Consider the following 22,832-nt stretch of genomic DNA (forward strand, 5'->3'; position numbering starts at 1 on the left):
CAAATTGCCCAAACGCGAAGGGTGGCGGATTCGCCACCGCCCCGGACCGCGGGCCCAGGGCGGTTCGTCCACGATGCGTTCCGGTTCGAGCACAGTGGTTATGGGCCGCTGTGGATGAGGGCTGCCCAGCGGTCCGGGCGTTGGGGGTCGGAGTCTCGGAGTTCGCGGGTGACGTGGCGCAGGGTGGTTGCCGCGTCGGGGGCGGTTGGGCTGTCGGGGAGTCGGTCGTAGAAGGCGTGGGCGGCCGTGGCGCCGGTTGTGTCGTGCAAGGGCCAGAGGGTGGCGATGACGTGGCGGAAGCCCGCCAGGTGGAAAGCCGACGCGAGGTGGAGCACCTCGTCGGCGTGGCGGGTGCCGTGGTTGGCCGTCGAGCAGGCGGACAGGTAGGCGAGTTCGGCGTCCGGAAGGTGCAGTCCGCCGATCTCGGGTAGGAGCACGTCCCGGTCGTGCAGGACCAGTCCGCCCGCTGCGGGCGAGACCGGGTCGGTGATGGCGTGGCAGGCGAAATGCGCCCAAGTCGCCTTGCCCATGGCCGCCAAGACCGCGTCCCCGGTGGCGGCGGTGTCCACCAGCGTGGTCCCCCGCAGCGACTTGACTTCCTCGGCCGCGGTGGCCAGGTCTTGCGGCATGGCGACCGCGAGCACACGGCGTTCCGCGGCCGGTGGTCGGGACCGCGCGGCGCGCAGTACGCGCAGTGACGGGGTGTACGACGAGACGACCAGGTCCAATGCCCCCTGCTCCCCCGGGTGTCCCGCCGCGTGCAAGGGGAGCAGTCCCAGGACGCCAGTGGGCACCCACCAGACGCGGGTGGATGGCAGTGCGCTGATGACCGGCCCGACCACGGCGTCCCACAGCCAGGCGAGTGTGTCGAGCAGGACAGGGCGTCGCCGCATCTGCATGGCCAACGAGTTGCCCTGGACGACGTTGAGCATCGCCGCGACACGGGCCTCCACGTCCACCAGGTCCGGCAGGTCCACCACCACCGGCTCGGCGTCGGAGCGCACCAATACGGCATGCCCACCACGGCGGTGCGCGCTGACCAGCACGGCCGTGCCCGCCTCGGGGCGCAGCGACCGCTCAGCTGGCTCGGCGAGGAAGTCGCCGAAGCCGGGCAGGTCGCGGATCTCGGCGAGCAGCTCGTCGTAGTCCCGCCACCAGCGCTTGCGCTCCGAGGTCGGGAAGTCCGGGGTGTTGAGCCGCTCGCACACCCACTCGAACCGGTCGGCCAGCTGACTCCGCGCGGACCGGAGCTGGGACAGGTCGACCCGGATGCCCGCCTCGGCCGCGAGCAGCACGCCGCGCCCGAGTTCGGCGACGGTGACCGCCCCGGCCGGGTCCGCCACCGCGCAGCGCGCCGCGACCGCGGCCTGCACCAAGCCCGACTGGGTGCCCAACCGGTCCGCCCAGTCCGCCTCGCGCGGCGGTAGCGACGGCAACAACCTGATCGCCGCGTCCAACACCGGCACGGCGAGGTCCGGTTCACCGATCGCCAACAGCAGCTCACCCACCGCGTGCTGGGCGGCGACCTGGTCGTGCGGAGACGCCGACGGGGCGAGGAACACCTCGTCGGCGAGGGCGCGCACGGTGTCCGCCGGAACGGGAGCGTCGATGCGGGCCGCCTCGAGCAGGCAGCGGGCGAGTTCCCCCGCTCGCCGAATCCGCCGGGGGTGTTGCGGATCGGCCCGCACCAGCTCCCACGCGCGCTCGCTCGCCGACACCGCTTCGGCCAGGTGCGCGGCGTCCGGATCGGCGCGGAACCGGGCCAGGTAGGCGTCGGCGAGCACGGCGCGGCGATCCGGCAGGTCGACGTGATCGGTTCCGGTGGCGGCCACGGCGCCCTCGGCCAACGCCGTGGCCATGGCCAAGTCCCCTTCGGCATCGCGGATTCGCAGGTGGAGGGCAAGTTGCGCTTGGCGGTCGGGCAGCGACGCACGGCCCGCGCGGGTCGTGCGCACGGCTTGGTCGCCGAGTTCCACCGCCCGGTCGATCTCGGCCCGGTCCTGGGTGGCGAGGTAGCGGGCGTGGTGGATGCGGGCGGACACCGCCGCGTCCGTTGTCAGGCGGGCCGCGGCGTCCAAGTCGGCGCCTACTCCGTTGCGGGCGTAGCGGGTCAGGTGGATCTCGGCCAAGACCGCACCGGAGTCGGGGGCGGTGTTGTTCGCCGGGCGTGACCGGTGCGCCCAGGTCGCGTTCTTGACGGCCTGGTGCAGGTCCGCCTCCGCACCCCCGCCCAGGTAGCGCTGGTGCAGCGCGGCGGCCAGCGCCAGGTGGAGGCCGTGCAGGCGGGGGTGGTGGTCGGGTAGTTCGGCCAGGGTGTCCTTGGCCAGGGTGACGGCGCGGTCGAGGCTCGAGCGGTCGCCGCGGTGTCGGTACCGCAGCAACAACAGGGCGACGATGTCGGCTGCGGACTCGACGTCCACGGGTGGGACGACCAGTGTCCACGCGCGGTCGAGGTCGGGCAGGGTGGCGTCGCGTTCGAACCGGCGGGCCAGGGCGATCGCGAGGTGGGTGGACTCGCAGAAGTCGATGGCGCGGTCGAGGTGGTTGTCGATACCGGTGTGGTCGTAGAGCAGTCGGTAGGCGACGCCCAGTGCGCCGCGGGCGGAGGGGACGTCGTGCAGGAGCTCACGTGCGCGCTCCAGGTCGTCCAGGTGGGTGTGGAGTGCGTACCTGTCCAGGTAGGCGCGGGCGAGGGCTTCGATGATCTCCGCGTCGTCTGTCGTGGCGATCACCCTGTCGCCCAGTTCGATGCCGTGCTCGAGATCAGCCGGGGCGCGTGAGTCCTGGTAGCGGCGCAGGTAGGCGAGGAACAGCACGCGCCTCAATTCCGGGGAGCCTGCCGCGTGCGCAGCGACGAGCAGGATGCCTGCCTCCACCAGTTCCGGCTCGAAGCCGTCGAGCAGGCTCGTGCCGACCTCGACCTGGGTCCGCCGGTCGGCGAAGCGGCCGACGACCGGGGTCAGGTCCGGGGGGATCCGCTGGTGGTCGTCGGCGACCTGGGACAGGCAGATGATCGCCTTGGCGAGGTCGATCGGGCGCCGTCGGAACCGGTAGCGGCGGTGGTGGAACTGGCCGAGGACGGTCTTGGCCGCGGTCAGCTGTGCCGCGAGCACCCGTGACCCGCTGGCGTCGGTCGCCGCGCGCACGGTTCGCCACAGCTTGGTGGACTCCTCCTCGGCGTCGCGGGAGAACGCGGCCGGAAGCGGGTAGCGGACCCAGTCCGCCACCCGGTTGATCTGCTCGTCGATCTGCACTCTCACTCCGCCAAACGGAGCAGACGAGCCGGGACGTGGTCCACATCGGTCACGGCGAGCACGACACCACCGTCCATTGTGGTCGTCATGGCCAGTGCGGTCGGGTACGTCTCGCGGCCCGTCACCGAGGCCAGTTCCTCCCCGGACTCGCTGTCCCACACCGCGGTGCGCTCGCCGTCGGTCACCGCGACCGCGACCCGCAGATCCTCCAGGACCGCCATGGCGAGTTGGCCGTACCTGCCGGGGACGGAGAACGCGCGGATCTCCTCACCGGTGGACCCATCCCAGACCCGCACCTCCGAGCCGCCGGCGACCCCCACCCGGAACGACCCGTCCGCCAACCCCACAACCGCCACACTCGGCGACTCGATCCCGAACCCGCCGCGCTCCAGGGTGAACGTGTGCAGGGTCGTCCGCGTGGTCGCGTCCCACACGTGGACGACCGAGCTGGCACCATCATCCGATCCAGCCACCACGCAGACGTGCCCGTTCGCGAGCACGAGAGCGTCGAGCGACCACACGATGTGCACGCTCGGCGTGCCAACCTCCCAGTCCACGATCTTGCTTGCTGTCTCCGGGTCCCACACCACGACGGTCGCGTCGTCCCCACCGGTGATCAACCACGGCACTTCGCCCGGTGGGCAGGCCCAGGTGACGGCGTTGACCGGGCGGCGGTGCGCCTCGAAGCTCAACAGCGGTCGGCCGTCGCGCACCGCCCACAGCTTGACGAGCCCGTCCTGCCCGCCGGTCGCCAGCACCGCCTCCTCCTCGGGCAACGGCAACAACGCGGTGGCGAGCACCCGATCACCGTGACCGACGAACTCCTGGCGGGGCATACCGTCGCGGGGACTCCACACGGTCGCGCCGCCGTCGTCGCCGGAGGCCATCAGCAGGCTGCCGTCGGGGAGGTCGAGGAGCGTCAGCGCGTGCGGCGCGCTGCCGGACGACCAAGACTCGGGCGTCGCGTCGACGACCTCCATCGGACCCGGCCCCCAACTCCGCGGGCGGCTGGTCATGCCTCGCACCCGACCGGGTTTCGCCGAGCGGGGGGTCGTGGGAAAGTCGATCGTCGCGCGGTAGCCGTACATCTCCAGGTGGTCGACGCGGTCCATGACGGCGCCATTCGGGAGTCGGACGAGGTTGTCCGGCATGTCCGAGGCGGAGTCGATGACAATCGCGGGGATGTCGCAGGACCGGTACGGGAACTCCTCGCTGCGGTTGGCGTGGACGGTCTCCTCGTACTGGGTCTCCGCCGTGGACCTGTCCGGGTAGTCGACCACGTAGTAGTCGGAGCCTTCGTCGACTGCGGTCGCCACGGCGTACCGGTCGTCCCCGGTGAGGGGGTCGCGGTAGGCGACCGCGTCGATGAAGCCACCGAACAGCTCGTGCGCCAGGGTCTGCCGGAAGGTCTCGCCCGCGGCCATGGCCTGCTCGTAGCGTTTCCACCAACTGTCCGCGTGCGTGCCCCAGTGCCCGTACAGGCACTCGCCCGCGGTGTCGTAGAGCACCCGCGAACCATCCGCGGGGCGCATCGCGGCGAACGGGGCGTCGTCGCACTCCACCTGGACCCACACGCCGTCATGTCCCGCGCGGAGCGCTTGCACGGCGTCCCACGCACTTTGCTTGTCCGGGTAGCGGCGGTGACCGAAACCCGTGTGGTCGACCCGGTACTCCCCGGCGCGGACGCTGACCCGGATGTGCGCCTCCTCGTCCAGTGGTTTTCGCTTCCGCAGCACCCACTGCATGACCGGCTCGTGCTCCACGCGCTCACCGTCCCTTTCGGACCAAAGCGGTGATCTCCCGCCCTTGATCGATGGTGAGGACCCCCGTCTCCTCCTGGTCGCCGACACCGAGGGCACGGGCCAGGGTGCGCCCGTGCAGATCGACGGCGGCCTCCGACAACACCGTCAGCTCGGCGATGGCGTGGCGCCCCTTGGCCCACCCGGTGGCACCGAACACCAGACCGATCACGGCGGCGGGCCACCACCACGCGGCGAGCACGAGGTAGGGCAGGCTCCACGTGCCGGTCGCCACCGCCGCGGCGAACGTCGACTCCGCCGCGGTGATCTCCGCGCGGACCGTGTCGGGTAGCACCAACCACAACCGCGACCAACCGAACGCCAAGTCGACGCCGAACCGGTTCAGCGCCACCTGTTCCACCGCGTGCACCCGGTCGCCCATCCAGGTCGGACGACCCGGCTCGGCCATCGCGATCCGGTTGGCCCGCTCGGCGAACCGGTCGACCTTCGCCTGCCGGTCGGGGTCGTCCCGGTCGACCGCCGCCCGTTTCTCGACCAGGGACAGCCACCGCCGCCTGCGCGCCGCCGCACGTAGACGCCGCACGGGACCCGGCCAGCGGCCGAGCCAGACCGCCCTGGTCAGCCCGGCGAGACCTTGTACAGCGAAGCCGATCCCGGCCGAGGCGAGGAGCAACGCCAGCACGGCGGTAACCTGGCCGCCGACCTGGAGGCGCAGCGCCGTCACGGCGTCCAGCCCCTGTCGCGCCCTGGTCCAGTCGAGCGCGAGCCGCTGGCCCTGCCACAGCGCGAGCGCGGCGAGCAAGATGAACAGCGCGCCGGGCAGGACCAGCAACGCCATCCAGCGCTCGGCCAGCTTCTTGGCCAGCTCCTCGAAGAACTTGCCCACTACAGGCGCCTCATGCGCAGGCCGAGCAACGCGCACCGGGGCGGTTCACCCGCCGGAACCGTTCGCGCACGGTGGTTGCAACTGTCGTCGGGACAGCCGAAGACCTCGTCGTCGGCTCGACCCCCGCCCGCGCCGGGCAGGCCGGTGGCGGGGCCTCGGCGCGCTTCCACAATGTCCTCGGGGTCGCACTCGAGCAGTTGCGAGACGAGCCTGGCCACCGGGCGGCGGGAGGCGGCCTCGACCTCTATGCGGTCCAGCAGCGCCTTGCGGTCCGCCGACAGGTTCGCGCATTCCTGGCGCAGCTCGGGCAACCCCGCGCAGAGCATGGTCAGCACATCCCGCTCGAACCTGTCCACCGCGTCCTCCCGTCTTCGTGGCGCACTACCCGAGCGCGAGCTGTCCCCGGTCGATGAGACCACGAATGAAGGGAGGCCAATCGTCGGCCAACTTCTCGGCCAGGGCTTGTCGGACGGCATCTCGTTCACCCTCGGTGAGAACTTCACTCGATCCGTCGCCATAGTGCACCCGGTGGACAATGGCGGCGTTGCCGATGTGCATCAAAGCCCGTCGGCTGACGGTCATGAACAGGCCCAAGGTGTTGCCGGGAATGTAGTTGAGCGCGGAGAGCCAATCCACCTCCAGCGCCGCCCACGACGACCCCTGCTCGTCCAGCCACCTGGTGACATCGGTGAAGAACACAACCCGCTGGTCCGGGTGCTCGCGCGCATAGCGGCGGCAGCAGCTCGCCACGTCCAGTGCGTGCGGAGGGTGCGTTCCCTCCTTGACGAACCGGGTATCGAACGCGAACGCGCCCTCGACCATCGCCTCCGTCGACCATTCATCGATATCGAGGGCGTGCACCACCCAGAAGGGCGGCTGCATGATGTTGCGAACGAGGTCCTCGTCGCTCGAGCGTGGAGGGTGTGACTGCACGGGTAGCACGTTAGTGGATCTTCCCGTGCTGGAGTCCGCTATCGCCGAAGACGAGGAGGGCTCAATTTTGGCTGGGGCTCGACAGGGTGGTCATACCGGCAGTCGGCACAACGACCGTTGTCGCCTGCCATCGCGCAGGGTTGAGCGAGCGCCTGTTGAGATGATCCGGGCGTGGTTCCGGTAGCGTGAGCCGTCTGGGCACGGGCCTGTCGACTCGGGCGTTCGCGGCCCTGGTGGCAGAGCTCGGCCTGGCTTGAGATGTCCGTGCAGACGCACGGCGGGTGGCTCAGCCGCGTCTGCGCACAGTGGCTGCCAATTGTGGCCACCACAGGCAGATACCGCGCAACGGCGCTCTGGCCGGATGGGGCTCGGCGTGCCGGGACAAGCCCATCTGGTCGCCCTCACGGCCAGCACCTCCGCCAGCCACGGAAACCACCGACGCCCAGTCATCGCTCCGACCGATCACACCAGGGCGCGATGTCGTTCCGCAGGCGCAGGTGCCGACCGCCATTCCGGGAACTCAGGGGAAGGCGGACGCCGTCGGTGCGCGCAGGCGGAGACGCCGATGTCGAGGAAACGAGTTCGAACGCCTCGCTCATGACGCGGCCGAGCACGAATACGAAAACACTTTGCATTCTCCGGGGTGTCACGCTAGCGATTCTTCGCCAACCGCCGGACAACCGGTGACCGCTTGGCTACTATCTGTTCGTTGGTGCCGTCAGATGCGCTGAGAGTCTCAGAGCGTGTTTGAGAACGTTGGTGATCTTCAGGCGTTGGATGACGCGGTGGTGGCGTTGAGTGCGTTGAGGGAAGTGGCGCCCATAGGGCTTCCCGAGCGGGTCGAGGCGGTGGAGAACCTCGGTGTGTTGCTGCGGCTGCGGTTTGAGCGGCTTGGCGACCTCGACGACATCACCAGGTCCGTCGAAGCGCACCGGGAAGTGCTGGCGATCCTGTCACCCGACGATCCGACTTATCCTCGGCAGCAGGCTCAGCTTGCCAGTGCGCTGATGCCTCGGGGTGTCGCCACCACCGATCGGGGCGACTGCGAGGAAGCGCTGGGGTTGTGGCAGGACGCTCTTGCGGCGCTGCCGCCCGGTCATCCTGACGCGGGCCGCCACCGCCAGCTTGTGGGTGTGGGGCTTTCGGTACGGGCGGAGGTGTTCGGGTCGCTCCCCCATCGCAATGCGGCGGTTGCGTTTTGGCGGGCGGCGCTGGGCACTACCGAACCTGGGTCGCCTCAGCGGTTCATCGCTCGCGAGATGTTGGGGGCGAACCTGTTGGGTCGGTTCGCCGAGTTCACTGCCGATGCCGACCTGGCTGAAGCTCTCGCGGTGGCGCGGGACGCGCTCGCGGACGCGGGCCCCGAGCACCGCCTTCAGGCGACTCGCTCGCTCTGCAGTGCCCTTGACGCGCGGTTTCGGCGGTTCGGGGTTCGTGAAGACCTTGACGAACTCATCGAGCAGGGTGAGGTCGTACTGCACCTCATGCCCGCCGAGCACCCGGACCGGCCCGCTCACGAGCAGGGCATGGTCCACGCCCGCGCGCTACGCGACGATCGGGCCTAGCCCACTCTGCCGATCACGGACTCGACTGATATCCGGGCCCACACCGCGCTCAATGTCGCGACGATCAGGGCGGCGGCGAAGGTTATCCAGAGCCCTGGGTCGGTCACGATGCGGTCGAACCAGGTGATGGCGGCGATGCCGAGTAGCAGCACCGCCGATTTGGTGTCCGTGCAGACCGCGAATACCGAGAACGGCACGGTCGCGTAGTCGCTGCGTAGCGCGAACATCAAGGCCGACAGCACGGCGACCGCCACGACCAAGGCGGTGGCGATGGTGACCGGCACGGCGCCCCGCACAGCTGTGAAGACCCCGACGGCGGTGTACAGCGCGGCGGGCACCAGCAGCCGCAGGCCGAGCCACCTCGACGCGGTGTGTGAGCGGCGCAGCACCTCCCGGGTCCGCGCCAGTTCCGGATCGGGCCGTGGTGGTGCGGGGATGATCGGGAGGAGTTCGATCAGCTCCAGCGCGTCGGCGATGTCGTCCGGGGAGGCCGATAGGGAACGCAGCAGCGCCAACGATTCTTCGGCCTCACGTAGAGCCGCGTCGCGGTCGCCGCCCGCGCGCGCGGTGGCCAATGCCGACAACCGCAGCGTCCTGGCCAGGGGCAAGGTGAACGCGGCGGGTTCGGCGGCGGCCAGTGCTCGGTGTCGGACGACCGCGTCCTTGAGGATGGTGGCCGCCTCGGTGTGCTCGCCCTGTCGGTACAGCACCGCGCCCAGCCGGGCCGATCCGTGTGCCACGTCGAACTCGAAGCCCTCCTCCACCGCGGCCAAGTCCCGGTAGCGCGCCAGCGACTCGCGCAGCACGGTCACCGCCTCGGGGACGCGGTCGAGTTCCGCCAGCAGCTCGCCGTGGTTGGCCAGCGCCCTCGCCAGGTGCGGCCGGAACACCTCGGGGACCGCGGCGGCCAGCGGTCGCAGCGCGGCGATCGCGTCCACCCCCGTCGCGAGCGCCTCGGTCGACCGACCCGACGCGGCCAGCGCGAGGCTCAGGTTGACCAGTGCCGTGGCCAGGCTCCCGGCGGAGTCCGCGGTGTCCGCCTCGACGAGCGACCGGCACAGCCGTACCGACTCGGTGAGCGCCGCCACCGCCTCGGCCGGGCGGCCCGCGTCCACCAGCGCCAGGCCGTGGGCGGTGAGGGCCTTGTCCAACCGCCGCGTGCCCGCGAGTTCGCCCGCGTCGAGCAGGGCGCGGCTCAGCTCGACGGCCTCCGCCGCGGCGGTGACGGCGTCGGTGGGTCTGCCGTTCTCGGTCAGCCTGGCGCCCAAGTCGCTTAGCGCGGCGGCGAGACCGGCCGTCTCGCGCTCGGGGTCGCGCGCGGCCAGTCGTCTGCGCAGCGCCACCACTTCCGCGGCGACCGCGAGTGCCTCGGCCGGGCGACCGGCGGTCGCCAGGTCGGTGGCGTGGTTTCCCAACGCGATCGCGAGCCGGGGTTCGAACCGGTCCGGGTAGGTCGCGGCCGGGCCGCGCAGGCCCGCCACGGCCTCCCCCGCCGTCCGCACCGCGTCGGCGCGCCTGCCCGCGCGCGCCTGCGCGACCGCCAGGGCGGCGCGCGCCTCGGCCAGGCTCACCGCGTGCGCGGTCGGGTTGCGTTCGGCCTCCACGCGGAAGATGGCCACGGCCTCCTCCGCCGCGTCCACGGCCTCTTGGGGCCGCTGCGCGGTGGCGAGCCGGTCCGCGAGGTGGGTCAGCGTGACGGCCAGGTGGACGCGTTGGGTGCTGTTGTCCTCGGTGGCGACGCCGCGGAACAGGGCGACGGCCTCGACGGTCGACTCCAGCGCCGCCGGGTGCCGGTCCGCGTCCGCCAACGCCGTCCCGAGGTCGCCCAGGGCGATGGCCAGGTCGGGCGTGTGGACGAGCCGGTTCGCCTCGACCAGTTCACGCAGCAGCGCGACCCGCTCCTCGAACACCGCGACCGCCGCCGCCCACTCCCCCTTGTCCCTCAGGCGAGTGCCGTGAACGCGCAGCAGCGCCACGGACTCGTCGGGGGACTCGTCGGGGTCTCGCGGCAGCGCGATCGCCTCGTCGGAGACGGCTTCCGCCTCCCGCACCCGGCCCACGGCCGTGTAGTGGCTCGCCAGGTTCCCCAACGACCGGGACAGTGCGACGGCGAACCGTTCCGGGTCGACGGCGAAGAGCGCGCGGTGCGCCGCCACCGCTTCCTCCCCGAGCCGCACGGCTTCGTCGCGGCGGCCCAGGCTCGCCATGGCGATGCCCAGGTTGTCCACGCCCGCCGCCAAGGTGCCCGCGTGGGCGTCGGGATCGGCGGCGTGCAGTTCGCGGCGCAGCGCCACGCACTCGGTGAACGCCGCCAGCGCCTCGTCGAACCGGTCCGCGGCGAGCAATCGGGACCCGAGCGCGCCGTACAACACCGCTTTGGTCGCGAGATCGGTCTCCTCGACCAGCCTACGTCCGATGTGGACATTGGCCACCGCGGCGACCCCGGCCGCCAGGTCCGGGTCGACCGCGGCGGGGAACCGTTCGATGATGCCGGTCAGCGTGGTCTGGTCGATCCCCGGAATGGTCGCGACCACGCCCAACGCGCCACTGCCCGCCGCCACGGCCAGGTGCGGATCACGGCGCAGCAGGGGAAGCAACAACGTCTCGGCGACGTGCGGCCAGCGGTGCGCCGCGGCGGCCAGGAACGTGACCGCGCGGGGTGTCCAGTCGGCGGGCTCACGGCTCGTCGGCACCCGCGCGAGGACCGCCCGCGCCGTCTCGGCCGCCCAGGGCGCGGCCGGGTGGTCCGCGTCGTGGCCCGGCAGGGTGAGCGCGAGGAAGTCCTCGGCCAGGCGGTCCGGGTAGAGCGGTTCCAGGGCCGCGCCGTCCTCCGGCGGGTAGCACGCGGCGTGGTCGCCGACGGCGTCGTCCGGCAGGTCCAGGCGGTCGGCGACGACGCGCTCGGCGGCGGCGAGGGGTTGGGCGCCGGTCAGCGTCGCGGTGAACACGACCCGGTGCATGGCCTCGGGGGTCGTGCGGTAGCCGTCGCGGCGTTCGTGCATGAGGTGCCAGTGCAGGTGTTCGCGGTCGAGCAGGTACGCGGTCGTGCCCGCCAGGTCGGCGGGCGGGGTGCGACTGGCCGCGTGCGCGTCCACGGCGACCAAGGCCGTCATGTGCACGGCGAGCGTGAGACCGAACTCGGGGTTGCCGTCGAGGTCGGGTGGCTGCCGCACGTCCGCCGGGTCAATCAGGTCGTAGTAGGGGGCGAAGGCGTCGCGGGCGGCGGTGAACATGGTCGTGCGGTCGGCCGGTGGCAGGGTCGTGAGCGCCGAAGAGGACGTCCGGGAGCGCAACGCGACCAACGCGCCGCGCACGGCGGGCCAGGCGGTGTCGGTTCGGGCGATCAGCAGCAGCCGGGTCCGCGTGCCGGGTTGGGCGAACAGCGCGTTGCTCAGCAGCCACCGCAGGTGGGTTTGCGGCCACTGGTCGGCGTAGTCGACGACCAGCAGCACCCCGGCCTTCCCGTCGACACGCAGGTCCTGGCTGCCCGGCGCGACGGCGACGGCCCCCGGGCCGTGGGTGGCGGTGACGACCAGCCAGCCCGCCGCGTCGGACTCGGCCGCGAGCCGGTCGGCGAGACGGGTCTTACCCGCGCCGCCGGGGCCGTGCAACCAGTGCGCGGCGAGGTCGCCGTCCGCGTCGCGCCAGGCCCGGAGCCGGTCGAGTTCGTCGGCGCGGCTGGTGAACCCGACCACCGCGCTGCGGGCGTGCAGCAGTCGGCTGGGGACCTCCCGCAGCCACGCGTCGGGTGGGGGCGTCGGCGGTGACCAGCGCCGGAGCAGGTACAGCGGCGCGCCGTCGCCCAGGACGTGGATGTCCGCGCCGATCACGCCGTAGGCGAAGCCGCCGGTGGCGGTCACGTGCTGGACGGCGCCGTCCGCGGCCGTCACCGGTGCTCCCGACCTGGGCCCGCCGGGTGGTTGACGATGTCGCCGCCGATCACGCCCTGCGCGATCCCGCCCCCGGACGCCGTGATGGTCTGGGTCGGCGCGGGCGCCCGCCGGGACTGCGCCAGGGTCACGACCAGCGACACCAGCCCCAGCACGAGCGACGCGCCGCCGATGAACATGCTCACCACGCTCGCCTGCGAGTCCCGCTCGTCCAGTGGCAGCCGGAAGTACCCGACCAGCGCGCGGACCAGCCACACCCCGGCCACGACCACCACCGCTGTGGCGACCGCCGCGCCGATCACCCAGACCCGTCTCCGGTTCGCCACCCGCACCTCCGGCCGTCGTTGTCTCGATCATGCACGGTTCGCGCGCGCCGGTGGGCGGTATGCGCGGAACGCACCCGCGCGTTCGAGTGGTCGGGATTCCCGGGCCGGTCGGGAAACACCCCCCGAACGGCCCAAGCGCCTGGTGCGCGGTCCGGCGCAAGTGGTTCCGCGCTGTGGACGCGGGTTCCGCGCGCGGCGGATCGTGCGAGCATCGGGGGATGTCCGCGATCTCGGTACCCGGCGAAGACCGGTTCGCGTCCAGTACGGCGATGATGCTGCGCGCGGTGTTGCGCCACGGTCCGCTGTCGCGGCGGGCACTGGGGCGGTTGGTCGGCATGAGCGGGTCGACGATGACCCGGCACAGCGCGGTCCTCTTGGACACCGGGCTGATCCGGGAGACCGAGGGCAGGCCCGACGGGCGGGTGGGCAGGCCGCACGTGCCGCTCGCGGTGAACCCCCGGGCCTGCGAGGTGATCGGGGTGCACCTCGCGCACGAGTTCGGCACCGTGGCGGTGGCCGACCTGTGTGGACGGATCATCCGCCAGCGGCGCGTGGAGTACCGCGGCGATTCCCCCGGCGCGGCCGTCGACTCGGTGGCCGCGGTCGCCGCGCGGTGGGTCGAACCCGGGCGGACCAGGGCGGTCGGTGTCGCCACCGGCGGCTGGGTCGACGCCGACCAGGGCGTGCTGGTCTCGCACCCGTCCCTCGGGTGGCGGTCGGTGCCGGTGCGCGACATCGTGGCCAACCGGGTCCGGCTGCCGGTGCACGTGGACAACCACACGCGCGGTCTGGTGCAGGCCGAGGGGCTGTTCGGTGACGTCGACCCCGAGCAGTCGGTGCTGTTCCTGTTCGTGGGCAACGTGGTCGACGCCGCCGTGCGCACGGGACGGGAGGTGCACCGGGGGCCGCGCTCGGGCGCGGGGGTGGTCGCCCACCTGCCGGTCGGCGACCCGGCGATCCCCTGCCCCGACGGGCACACCGGCTGCTTCGAGGCCACGGTGGCGGACCAGGCGTGGGCGCGGCGGGTGTCGGGCGCGTCGTTCTGGGACCTGCTGGGCAAAGCCCAGGGCGGGGACGCGCGGGCGCGGGAATTGTTCGTCGCGCGCGGCGGGATCGTCGGCCGGGCCGCCGCGCTGTTGTACGACATCGTCAACCCCGATGTGCTGATCGTCGCGGAATTGGGCGCCTCGGCCATCCCGGAATGCCTTGACGCGATCCGCGCCGAGGTCGGTCGGCGGTCGCTGCTGTGCTCCTCCCCCACCACCTCGATCCGGGCGAGCGCGTTCCCACCTGCCGAGATCCTGGCCGTGTCGGCGGCCGGGGTCGCTCTGGCCGAGGTGTACGCGGATCCGATAGGGGCGGTGCGGACTTCCCACTTCATGGGCCGGAGTTAATTTCGCCGGTCGCATAGTTGACCGGTCGCGACGGGCTGAAACAGGATGGGACCACTTCGCAGCACCGCGTCGAATGCGGTGTGCCTCCCCATTCGCACGCTTGGAGCGCGCATGTCCGTACGCCGTTTGCACCTCAACGCCTTCCTCATGGGGGTGGGTCACCACGAGGCCGCCTGGCGGCACCCGGTCACCGACCCGGCCCGCCTGGGCGACGTCCGCCACTACCAGGAGCTGGCCCGGATCGCCGAGGCAGGCGGGTTCGACTCGGTGTTCCTCGCCGACGGCGTGCAGGTCTGGGGCGACGTCGAGCACACGGCGGCGCACGTGTTCGAGCCGCTCACGCTGCTGACCGCGATGGCGGCGGTGACCTCGCGGGTCGGGTTGATCGCCACGGTGTCCACCGGCTACAGCGAGCCGTACAACCTGGCCCGCTGGTTCGCCTCGCTCGACCACATCAGCGGTGGTCGCGCGGGGTGGAACATCGTCACGACCGCGGGCGACCGGTCCGCGCAGAACTTCTCCCTGCCCGGCGCGCCCGACCACGCCGAGCGCTACGAGCGCGCGGACGAGTACCTGCGGGTGGTCACGGCACTGTGGGACAGCTGGGCCGACGACGCGGTCCTGGCCGACCGGGAGACCGGGCGCTTCGTCGATCCGGCCAAGGTCCGGGAGATCGGCCACGAGGGCCGCTTCCACCGGGTGCGCGGCCCGCTCAACTCGACCCGGTCGCCGCAGGGCCACCCGCTGCTGGTGCAGGCCGGGTCGTCGGAGGACGGGAAGGCGTTCGCCGCGCGGTGGGCCGAGGCGGTGTTCACCGCGCACCAGACCGTCGAGTCGGCGCGGAAGTTCTACGCCGACCTGAAGGGCAGGCTGGCCGGGCACGGTCGCGGCGCGGATTCGGTGAAGGTGCTGCCGGGGGTGGTGCCGGTGCTCGGGTCTACGGAGGAGGAAGCGAACCGCCTGGCCCGTGAACTCGACGAGTTGATCGTGCCCGCGCGGGCGGTGGCGCAGGTGTCGGAGATGCTGGGGTTCGACCTGTCCGGGCACCCGCTCGACCGGCCGCTGCCGCCGCTGCCGGTGACCGGGGTGAACGGCGCGCAGAGCCGGTTCGCGCTGGTCCGGGACCTGGTCGAGCGGGAGAACCCGACGCTGCGCGAGCTGCTGTCGCGGCTGGGCGGCGGACGCGGCCACACCGTCGTCGTGGGCACGCCGGAGCGGATCGCCGACCACATCGAGCTGTGGTTCACCACCGGGGCGGCCGACGGGTTCAACGTCATGGCCCCGCTGCTGCCCTCCGGTCTGACCGAGTTCGTCGACACCGTCCTGCCGATCCTGCGGCGGCGCGGCCTGTTCCGCGACGACTACACCGGCACGACCCTGCGCGAGCACTACGGACTCGCCCGCCCCGCCGACGGCTTCGCCGACCTCGCCTCCGCCGTCTGACGGCGCCGTCCACCCTTTTCCCACCACAGAAGGACATCGAAGTGCGCACCACATCCAGAAGGGCTTTCCTCGGCCTCACCGCGCTCGGCGCGACCGCGCTCGTCACCGCGTGCGGGCGCGGCGAGGCGGCGGGCGGCGCCGAGACCAAGAAGCTGCGCTACCAGGGCTGGGTCGGACAGGTCACGCTGCCCGAGCTGGCCAAGGACCTCGGGTACCTGGGCGACCTGGAGCTGGAGTGGGTCGGCAACACCACCAGCGGCCCGCAGGACATCCAGTCCGCGGCCACCGGCCAGGTCGACTTCGGCGGCGCGTTCAACGGCGCGGTGGTGAAGCTGGTGGCGAGCAAGGCGCCGATCGTGTCGGTGATCAGCTACTACGGCTCCGACAAGGACTCCTACACGGGCTACTTCGTCCTGGACTCCAGCCCGATCCGCACGCCCGCCGACCTGGTCGCGTCCGGTGCGAAGGTCGGGATGAACACCCTCGGCGCGCACGCGGAGGCCATCCTGGACACCTACCTGGAGCTCGCCGGGATCGCCGGCGACGAGGCGAAGAAGGTCGAGCGGCTGGCGCTGCCGCCGGTCAACACCGAGCAATCGCTGCGGCAGCGCCAGATCCAGGTGGCGGCGCTGAGCGGGATCCTGCGCGACAAGGCACTGGCGGCGGGCGGGCTGCGGCCGCTGTTCACCGACTTCGAGCTGCTGGGCCCGTTCAGCGCGGGCACCTACGTGATGACGAAGCGGTTCGTCCAGGAGAACCCGAACACCACGACCACCTTCGTCACCGGGGTCGCCAAGGCTCTCGATTGGTCGCGGGATACCCCGCGCGAGCAGGTGATCGCCCGGATGCGGGACATCGTGGCCAAGCGCGGTCGGTCCGAGGACTCCGGGCCGCTGGCGTTCTGGAAGTCCTTCGGCGTGGCCGAGCGGGGCGGGGTGATCCGCGACCAGGAGTTCGCGCTGTGGTTGGACTGGCTGGGCAAGCGCGGTGACGTCGAGGCCGGGTCGCTCAAGCCGTCCGACCTGTACACCAACCAGTACAACAAGTCGGGGCAGGCGGGCGGATGAGCACCGCGAAGATCGAGTTCCGGGGTGTCGGCAAGACCTTCGCGGTGCGCGAGGCGGGCGGCACCGGCACGTTCACCGCGCTCGACGGGATCGACCTGACCGTGGCACCCGGCGAGTTCCTGGCGGTGGTCGGGCCCAGCGGCTGCGGGAAGTCGACGCTGCTGGAACTGCTTGCCGGACTGACGAAGCCGACCAGCGGGCAGGTGCTGGTCGACGGGAAACCGGTCACCGGGCCGGGTCTCGACCGGGGCATCGTGTTCCAGCAGTACGCGCTGCTGCCGTGGCGGACCGCGCTGGGCAACGTCGAGTTCGGTCTGGAGGCCACCGGCGTGCCCCGCCGCGAGCGGGCCGCGCGGGCCCGGGACTTCCTCGACCTGGTCGGCCTGACCGGGTTCGAGCGCCGCTACCCGCACGAGCTCTCCGGCGGCATGCGCCAGCGGGTCGCCATCGCGCGCAGCCTCGCCTACGACCCGGACGTGCTGCTGATGGACGAGCCGTTCGCGGCGCTGGACGCGCAGACCCGCGAGTCGCTGCAGGAGGAGCTGCTGCGGATCTGGGAGCGCACCGGCAAGACGGTCGTGTTCATCACCCACGGCATCGACGAGGCCGTGTACCTCGGTCAGCGGGTCGCGGTGATGACCTCGCAGCCGGGGCGGATCAAGCAGGTGCGGCCGATCGGGCTCGACAGCCGCGCGGCGGGCGCGGACACCCGGTCCACGCCCGAGTTCGCCGGGTACCGGCACGACATCTGGACGCTGCTGCGCGACGAGGTCGCCCGCTCGCGCGAGAAGGAGAGGGCCGCGCTGTGACCACCACCGAGCTACCATCCACAGTGGATATACCCGCGCCCGCGACCCCCGCCCCGGCCAGGCGACCCGGTGGCCTGGTCCGCCTGCGCCGCCTGGCAGGCGCGGTCGTGACCCGCACCGCCGCGATCGCCGCGCTCCTGCTGCTGTGGGAGCTGGCGCCCCGCTTCGAGCTGGTCGACCCGACGTTCCTGCCGCCGTTCAGCGAGGTCGCGGTGGCCTGGTGGGAGCTGCTGCTCGACGGCGAGCTGACCACGCACCTGGAGGCCAGCCTGGTGCGGGCGCTGAGCGGGTTCGGCTTGGCCGTGCTGGTCGCGGTGCCGCTCGGGCTGCTGATCGGGTGGTACAAACGGGTGTCGGACATCCTGGGGCCGTTGCTGGAGGTGTTCCGCAACACCGCCGCGCTCGCGCTGCTGCCGGTGTTCGTGCTGCTGCTCGGCATCGGTGAGACCTCGAAGATCGCCATCGTGCTCTACGCCTGCGCGTGGCCGATCCTGCTCAACACGATCAGCGCGGTCCGCACGGTCGACCCGACGCTGGTGAAGCTGGCCCGGTCGATGGACCTGCCGCCGCCGCGGGTGTTCCAGAAGGTGGTGCTGCCCGCCGCCGTGCCGACGGTGTTCACCGGCATCCGGCTGGCGGGCGCGGTGTCGATCCTGGTGCTGGTGGCCGCCGAGATGGTCGGCGCCAAGGCCGGGTTGGGTCAGCTGATCAACGCGTCGCAGTACAACTTCGCCGTGCCGCGGATGTACGCCGGGATCGTCACGCTCTCGGTGTTCGGCGTGCTGTTCAACCAGGCGCTCGTCGCCGTCGAGCGCCGCTTCACGTCCTGGCGCGTCCCCACCTCATGACCGACCGGAGGACTCATGACCACCCTCGACACCGATGTGCTCGTGGTCGGCGGCGGCCCCGCGGCCACCTGGGCAGCCCTGCGCGCGGCCCAGCGGGGCGCGGACGTCGTCCTGGCCGACAAGGGCTACTGCGGCACCAGCGGCGCGACCGCGTCGGCGGGTACCGGCGTCTGGTACGTGCCGCCGGACCCGGAGGCCCGCGAGGCCGCGATGGCCGCGCGGGAGGGGCTCGGCGGCTACCTCGCCGACCGCCGCTGGATGGGGCGGGTGCTCGACCAGACGTACGCGCAGATGAACGAACTGGCCGAGGTGGCCCGCTACCCGTTCCCCACCGGCCCGGACGGGGCGCCGCTGCGCACCGGGTTGCAGGGGCCGGAGTACATGCGGCGCATGCGGGTCCTGGTGCGCCGGGCGGGGGTGCGGGTGCTCGACCACAGCCCGGTGCGCGAGTTGCTGGTCGACCGCGACGGCGCGGTGGCGGGTGCGGTCGGACACCGGCGGCAGGAGGGCGCGGACTACCGGGTGCGGTCGGGCGCGGTGGTGCTGGCCACGGGCGGGTGCGCCTTCCTGAGCAAGGCGTTGGGGTGTGACGTCAACACCGGGGACGGGGCGCTGTTCGCCGCCGAGGTGGGCGCGGAGCTGTCGGGCATGGAGTTCTCCAACGCGTACGGCATCGCCCCCGAGCACACCTCGGTGACCAAGACCGCGTTCTACTCGTACGCCACGTTCAGCCGCGCCGACGGGGAGGTGCTGGAGGGCGCGGGCAGCGCGCGCGGTCGGTCGGTGATCGCCCGGACCCTGTTGTCGGAGAAGGTGTTCTGCGTGCTCGACCGCGCCGACGAGCCGACGAGACGGGCGATGCGGCTGGCGCAGCCGAACTTCTTCCTGACCTTCGACCGGCTGGGCATCGACCCGTTCACCCAGCGGTTCGCCGTGACGCTGCTGGCCGAGGGCACGGTGCGCGGCACGGGCGGCATCCGGATCACCGGCGACGACTGCGCCACCACCGTCGTGGGACTCTACGCGGCGGGCGACGCGGCCACCCGTGAGCCGATCTGCGGGGGTTTCACCGGCGGCGGCAGCCACAACGCCGCGTGGGCGATGTCCTCGGGTGCCTGGGCGGGGGCGGGCGCGGCGGCCTTCGCGCTCGCGGAGGGGCGTCACCGGGACCGTCCGGTCCGCGCGGCGGGCGGGGCCGGGTTGCGGCCCACCGGATTCGGCGCCGCGCCGTCGGCCGCCGAGGCGATCCGGTTGGTGCAGCGGGAAGTGCTGCCGTACGACATCAACTACCTGCGCCACGGCGACCGGCTGCGCGCGGCCCTGTCCGAACTGGATGGTGTGTGGACCGCGCTGCGGGAACACGCCTTCGCGGACGGTTCCGGGGCTGGGCGCCTGCGCTCCGCCGCCGCGATGACCGCGCACGCCCGGTGGATGTACCACTCCGCGCTGACCCGCACCGAGAGCCGGGGCATGGCCAAGCGGCTCGACTTCCCCGAGCAGGACCCGACCCAGCACCACCGCGTGCTCAGCGGGGGCCTGGACCGCGTCCGGACCTGGACGGAGGCCGTCGCGTGATCGAACTCCTCGACCCGGAACGCTGCGTGTCGTGCGACAAGTGCGTCAAGGTGTGTCCCACCGACGTGTTCGACCTCGGTGCCGACGGCGTGCCGGTCATCGCGCGCCAGTCGGACTGCCAGACCTGCTTCCAGTGCGAGGCGAACTGCCCGACGGACGCCCTCTACGTCGCCCCGCACACCACGCCGCTGCCGCCGGGTTCCCCGGAGCACGACGTGGCGCACCTGGTCGAGACGGGTCTGCTCGGCAGCTACCGGGCGCACCTCGGCTGGGGTCGGGGCCGAACTCCCGGCGCCGCGCTCGCCGTCGGCCCCAGCCTCACGCCCAGCGGTCCCAGGCTCATCTCCTGAGGGACTGTGGCGGCGGACCAGGTGCCCTCCCCTTGGTCCGCCGCCACTCCACCGCGCCCGTCACGGCAGGGCCAGGCCGTCGAGGACGATCGTGATGGCGCGGTCGCGGGTGTCGGGTGGGGTGGGCGCGGTGGCGCAGGCCTGGGCCAGGGCGCGGATGAGCAGGTAGACCTCGTCGATCGTGACCGACTCCCGCACGGCACCGGCCGCCTGGGCGCGGTGGAGGAAGTCGCCGACCGCGGTCTTCAGGTGCTTGGCGGCCCGCATGGCCGCGGCGGGGGTCTGGGTGCGGTCGGACAGGGTCGCCGCGAGGGTCAGTTTGGTGGCGCCGGTCTCGATCAGCGCGCGGACGAGCGCCCGCCACGCTTCAGCCGGGTCGGGGTGGTCGGCGAGGGCGCGGGCCCGCTCGCCCAGCCGCTCGTAGTGGCGGAGCAGGGCGGACTCGATCAGGGCGTCCTTGGTGGGGAAGTGCCGGAAGACGGTCGCGATGCCGACGCCCGCGCGCTGGGCCACCTCCTCGGTCGACCCGGCCGCGCCCCGCGTGCCGAACACGTCCTCGGCCGCCGCCAGGATCCGCTCCCGGTTCTCCCGCGCGTCCTGGCGCATGGCCCTCCTCGTGATTCGCCCGTGTGGAGCAGGGTAACCGGAGCGGGGACTTCGGTAGGCTAACCAGAGTCCAGACTCCGCTTACCCGTCCTGGGGGATGAGATGCCACGAACTCCCACCGAAGTCGTCCGCGCCGTCACCGCGGAGGTCTCCCGCCTGATCTCCGGTGGCCTCACTGACCGGGAGCAGGCCGCCGCGTTCGACGAGTTGGCCGGGCTGTACGCCGAAGACACCGACGTCCGCCACCCGTTCGCCCCGCTCGGCGACACCCCGCTGCGCACCCGGGCCGAAGTGCGCGCGCACTTCGTCGGCGCCCCCGACCGCACCCCCGCCGTCGACCGGTTCGAGGTCGTCGACCAGGTGGTCCACCGCACCGACGACCCCGAGGTGGTGATCCAGGAGTTCAGCTACGCCATCACCCGAGACGGCCGCGACTTCACCCTGCCCTGCGTCTTCATCACCCGGGTCCGCGACGGCCTGATCGTCGAGTCCCGCGACTACGCCCACCACCTGGCGGGCGCCCGCGCCTTCGGCCGCCTTGACGAACTCCTGGACAACCTGGCCACCGAGGGCTGATCAGCTCCGGTCGCCGACCACGAGGTCGTAGACGACCTCGACGGCGAGCCCGTCGGACCCGCCCTTGATCCGCAACTCGTGCGGCCCGGGCGCGGGCGGCTCGATCTCGAACCAGAGGCCGCAGCCGCAACCGCGGTGGTCGCCCGCCTCGTCGTAGATCGCGCTGCCCTCGACGGCGCGCACGGTGAGGCGGGTCGGCCCGGTCCGCCGCAGGGTGACCGGCGCGCCGTCGAGGGTGACGGTGCCCTCGGCGGCGTCGAGGAAGTCGCGGCAGTCCTCCGGGGTGCTGACCAGGTTGACCGCCGGACCGACCAGTGCTCGACCGGCGGGGACCACGCACCGGCGGTGGGCCTTGCCGCCGAAGGTGCCCGCGACGAACCACAGGTCGTCCGGTTGGTTGACGTGGCATTGGGTGCCGACGAGGTCACTGACCGGGTCGGACCCGCTCGGCCGGGACGCCGCCCAACTCCACCAGCGGCCCTGCGTCTCGGCCAGGTCGATCGGCGCGCGCACGGCACCGCTCACCCCGGGTGACGGGACCGGCTGCCCGTCCGTCGCGCACCCGGCCGCGAGCACCCCGAAGGCCACCGCGGCGGCGGCCCACCATCGCCACACCATGTCCACTTCCCCAGACAGCGCCCGGACCTCCGAGAACGAGGTCGACGGCCGGAGTGTAAGGAGACCCGAGCCCGCGCGGGATGAGACCAGGCACACGGCACGGATCGTGAGCATCCGGTCGCCCTACGACTTCCTCGTCGCGGAAGCGAAGCGACTCGGCGTGCTCTGCCGTGTCGCCACTGCCAAAGGCCACAGTGGACAGGGTGAGCACAGCCCTCGGCCGCCGCCCACCGTGCCGATCCCGAGACTCGTCTCGGTCTCACGCGGTGAAGGCGTCCCACTCCAGGTTCTCGATCTTCGTGAGGTACGCCAGACGGGCGGGCTTGTCGGCCGCCACCCACACCTCGCGCGCGGTCGCCGTTTCGGCTGTCTCGCCCGGTCCGGGGTTCGGTCCGCCGAAGGCGAGCAGCCCGTCCGCCGCGTACAGGCGATGGCCGCGGGCGGGCCAGCGCCAATCAGGCATCGGCAGCGGGTGCACCGGCGCCACGATCCCCTCCCACTGTGCCTGCGACACAACGCAGGCACAGGCACCGAACGCCGAGCCCATCACCGCCTCGAACACCGCGACGTGGAGCAGGAACGTCGACAGCGGCTCGCCCGTGGGCTGCCACACCGCGCCGTCGACGTTCTCCCGGTCATAGACCGGCGGGTCGTCACCGTCGGCATCGATCGCCCACGACCACGCCCCCTGGTTCTCCTCCCAGAAGACCAGCTTGCCGTCCTCGAGCCAAGGCTCGCTCAGCACGCGGTTCTGGGTGGCGACCGGCGTCGACCAGCGAGAGGTCACCTCGAACCAGTCGCGCAGCGGCCCAGGAGCGCGGCTGCCGTCAAGCACGGACTGCCGGTCCGGTGGGCCATACCAGCGGGTCAGGAACCGCGCCAGGCTGTCGCCGTCGACAGGGAAAAGTTCACGCACGGCCGGAGTCTCGCAG

At 72.2% G+C, this 22,832-nt stretch carries 19 protein-coding genes; 9 read left to right on the plus strand and 10 right to left on the minus strand.

Annotated elements, in window-relative coordinates:
* Positions 1-98: 98 nt before the first annotated feature.
* From V5P93_RS21180 to V5P93_RS21200, 5 genes are read right to left on the minus strand one after another with little or no spacing between them, the layout of a single operon-like run.
* Positions 99-3,260 carry a CHAT domain-containing protein gene (locus V5P93_RS21180; RefSeq protein ID WP_146108238.1) on the minus strand — a complete coding sequence of 1,054 codons (3,162 nt, stop codon included), beginning with the start codon at positions 3,258-3,260 and terminating at the stop codon, positions 99-101.
* Positions 3,257-5,017, minus strand: coding sequence for a WD40 repeat domain-containing protein (locus tag V5P93_RS21185; protein ID WP_104481474.1), 1,761 nt, complete (start codon positions 5,015-5,017; stop codon positions 3,257-3,259). Before V5P93_RS21185 ends, V5P93_RS21180 begins: the two co-directional genes overlap by 4 nt.
* A gap of 4 nt (positions 5,018-5,021) precedes the next feature.
* Complete coding sequence (locus tag V5P93_RS21190) at positions 5,022-5,900, minus strand: hypothetical protein (RefSeq protein WP_104481473.1); 879 nt, start codon at positions 5,898-5,900, stop codon at positions 5,022-5,024.
* Positions 5,900-6,256, minus strand: a complete 357-nt coding sequence (locus V5P93_RS21195; protein ID WP_245931554.1) for a hypothetical protein — start codon at positions 6,254-6,256, stop codon at positions 5,900-5,902. The genes V5P93_RS21190 and V5P93_RS21195 overlap by 1 nt, the downstream gene beginning before the upstream one ends.
* Before the next feature lie 25 nt (positions 6,257-6,281).
* Positions 6,282-6,833: a hypothetical protein gene (locus V5P93_RS21200; protein WP_146108237.1), complete on the minus strand. Its 552-nt coding sequence runs from the start codon at positions 6,831-6,833 to the stop codon at positions 6,282-6,284.
* A 743-nt stretch (positions 6,834-7,576) separates the two neighbouring features.
* Between V5P93_RS21200 and V5P93_RS21205 the strand changes: the two genes are divergently transcribed.
* Entirely contained in the window at positions 7,577-8,398 is an 822-nt protein-coding gene (locus V5P93_RS21205; protein ID WP_104481471.1) for a hypothetical protein, read from the plus strand.
* Here the strand turns inward: V5P93_RS21205 and V5P93_RS21210 are convergent.
* Complete coding sequence (locus V5P93_RS21210) at positions 8,395-12,288, minus strand: tetratricopeptide repeat protein (RefSeq protein WP_104481470.1); 3,894 nt, start codon at positions 12,286-12,288, stop codon at positions 8,395-8,397. The two genes, V5P93_RS21205 and V5P93_RS21210, sit on opposite strands and share 4 nt — an antisense overlap.
* Entirely contained in the window at positions 12,285-12,614 is a 330-nt protein-coding gene (locus tag V5P93_RS21215) for a hypothetical protein (RefSeq protein WP_146108236.1), read from the minus strand. The genes V5P93_RS21210 and V5P93_RS21215 overlap by 4 nt, the downstream gene beginning before the upstream one ends.
* 218 nt (positions 12,615-12,832) lie before the next feature.
* On the opposite strand from V5P93_RS21215, the gene V5P93_RS21220 reads away from it, so the two are divergent.
* The 7 genes from V5P93_RS21220 (at position 12,833) to V5P93_RS21250 (ending at position 20,100) form a co-directional block, all read left to right on the plus strand.
* Complete coding sequence (locus tag V5P93_RS21220; protein WP_181043725.1) at positions 12,833-14,008, plus strand: ROK family transcriptional regulator; 1,176 nt, start codon at positions 12,833-12,835, stop codon at positions 14,006-14,008.
* 111 nt (positions 14,009-14,119) lie between these two features.
* Positions 14,120-15,451, plus strand: coding sequence for an LLM class flavin-dependent oxidoreductase (locus tag V5P93_RS21225; protein WP_104481467.1), 1,332 nt, complete (start codon positions 14,120-14,122; stop codon positions 15,449-15,451).
* Between the two features lie 41 nt (positions 15,452-15,492).
* Complete coding sequence (locus V5P93_RS21230; RefSeq protein ID WP_104481466.1) at positions 15,493-16,518, plus strand: ABC transporter substrate-binding protein; 1,026 nt, start codon at positions 15,493-15,495, stop codon at positions 16,516-16,518.
* Positions 16,515-17,327, plus strand: coding sequence for an ABC transporter ATP-binding protein (locus tag V5P93_RS21235; protein ID WP_104481465.1), 813 nt, complete (start codon positions 16,515-16,517; stop codon positions 17,325-17,327). The genes V5P93_RS21230 and V5P93_RS21235 overlap by 4 nt, the downstream gene beginning before the upstream one ends.
* Complete coding sequence (locus V5P93_RS21240) at positions 17,324-18,175, plus strand: ABC transporter permease (protein WP_374065056.1); 852 nt, start codon at positions 17,324-17,326, stop codon at positions 18,173-18,175. Before V5P93_RS21235 ends, V5P93_RS21240 begins: the two co-directional genes overlap by 4 nt.
* Before the next feature lie 15 nt (positions 18,176-18,190).
* A complete protein-coding gene (locus V5P93_RS21245; protein WP_104481464.1) occupies positions 18,191-19,750 on the plus strand; it encodes an FAD-dependent oxidoreductase in 1,560 nt (519 codons plus the stop codon).
* Complete coding sequence (locus V5P93_RS21250) at positions 19,747-20,100, plus strand: ferredoxin family protein (RefSeq protein ID WP_104481463.1); 354 nt, start codon at positions 19,747-19,749, stop codon at positions 20,098-20,100. Before V5P93_RS21245 ends, V5P93_RS21250 begins: the two co-directional genes overlap by 4 nt.
* Before the next feature lie 60 nt (positions 20,101-20,160).
* Here V5P93_RS21250 and V5P93_RS21255 read toward each other — a convergent pair whose 3' ends face one another.
* Complete coding sequence (locus V5P93_RS21255; protein ID WP_104481462.1) at positions 20,161-20,706, minus strand: TetR/AcrR family transcriptional regulator; 546 nt, start codon at positions 20,704-20,706, stop codon at positions 20,161-20,163.
* Between the two features lie 102 nt (positions 20,707-20,808).
* On the opposite strand from V5P93_RS21255, the gene V5P93_RS21260 reads away from it, so the two are divergent.
* Entirely contained in the window at positions 20,809-21,282 is a 474-nt protein-coding gene (locus V5P93_RS21260; RefSeq protein WP_104481461.1) for a nuclear transport factor 2 family protein, read from the plus strand.
* On the opposite strand, the gene V5P93_RS21265 is transcribed toward V5P93_RS21260, so the two are convergent.
* Both V5P93_RS21265 and V5P93_RS21270 read right to left on the minus strand, forming a co-directional pair.
* Complete coding sequence (locus V5P93_RS21265) at positions 21,283-21,900, minus strand: signal protein (protein WP_146108235.1); 618 nt, start codon at positions 21,898-21,900, stop codon at positions 21,283-21,285.
* 259 nt (positions 21,901-22,159) lie between these two features.
* Positions 22,160-22,816, minus strand: a complete 657-nt coding sequence (locus V5P93_RS21270) for a hypothetical protein (protein ID WP_104481459.1) — start codon at positions 22,814-22,816, stop codon at positions 22,160-22,162.
* Positions 22,817-22,832: the final 16 nt, after the last annotated feature.

Source organism: Actinokineospora auranticolor (genome assembly GCF_041897805.1).
GTDB classification, from domain to species: Bacteria; Actinomycetota; Actinomycetes; order Mycobacteriales; family Pseudonocardiaceae; genus Actinokineospora; species Actinokineospora auranticolor.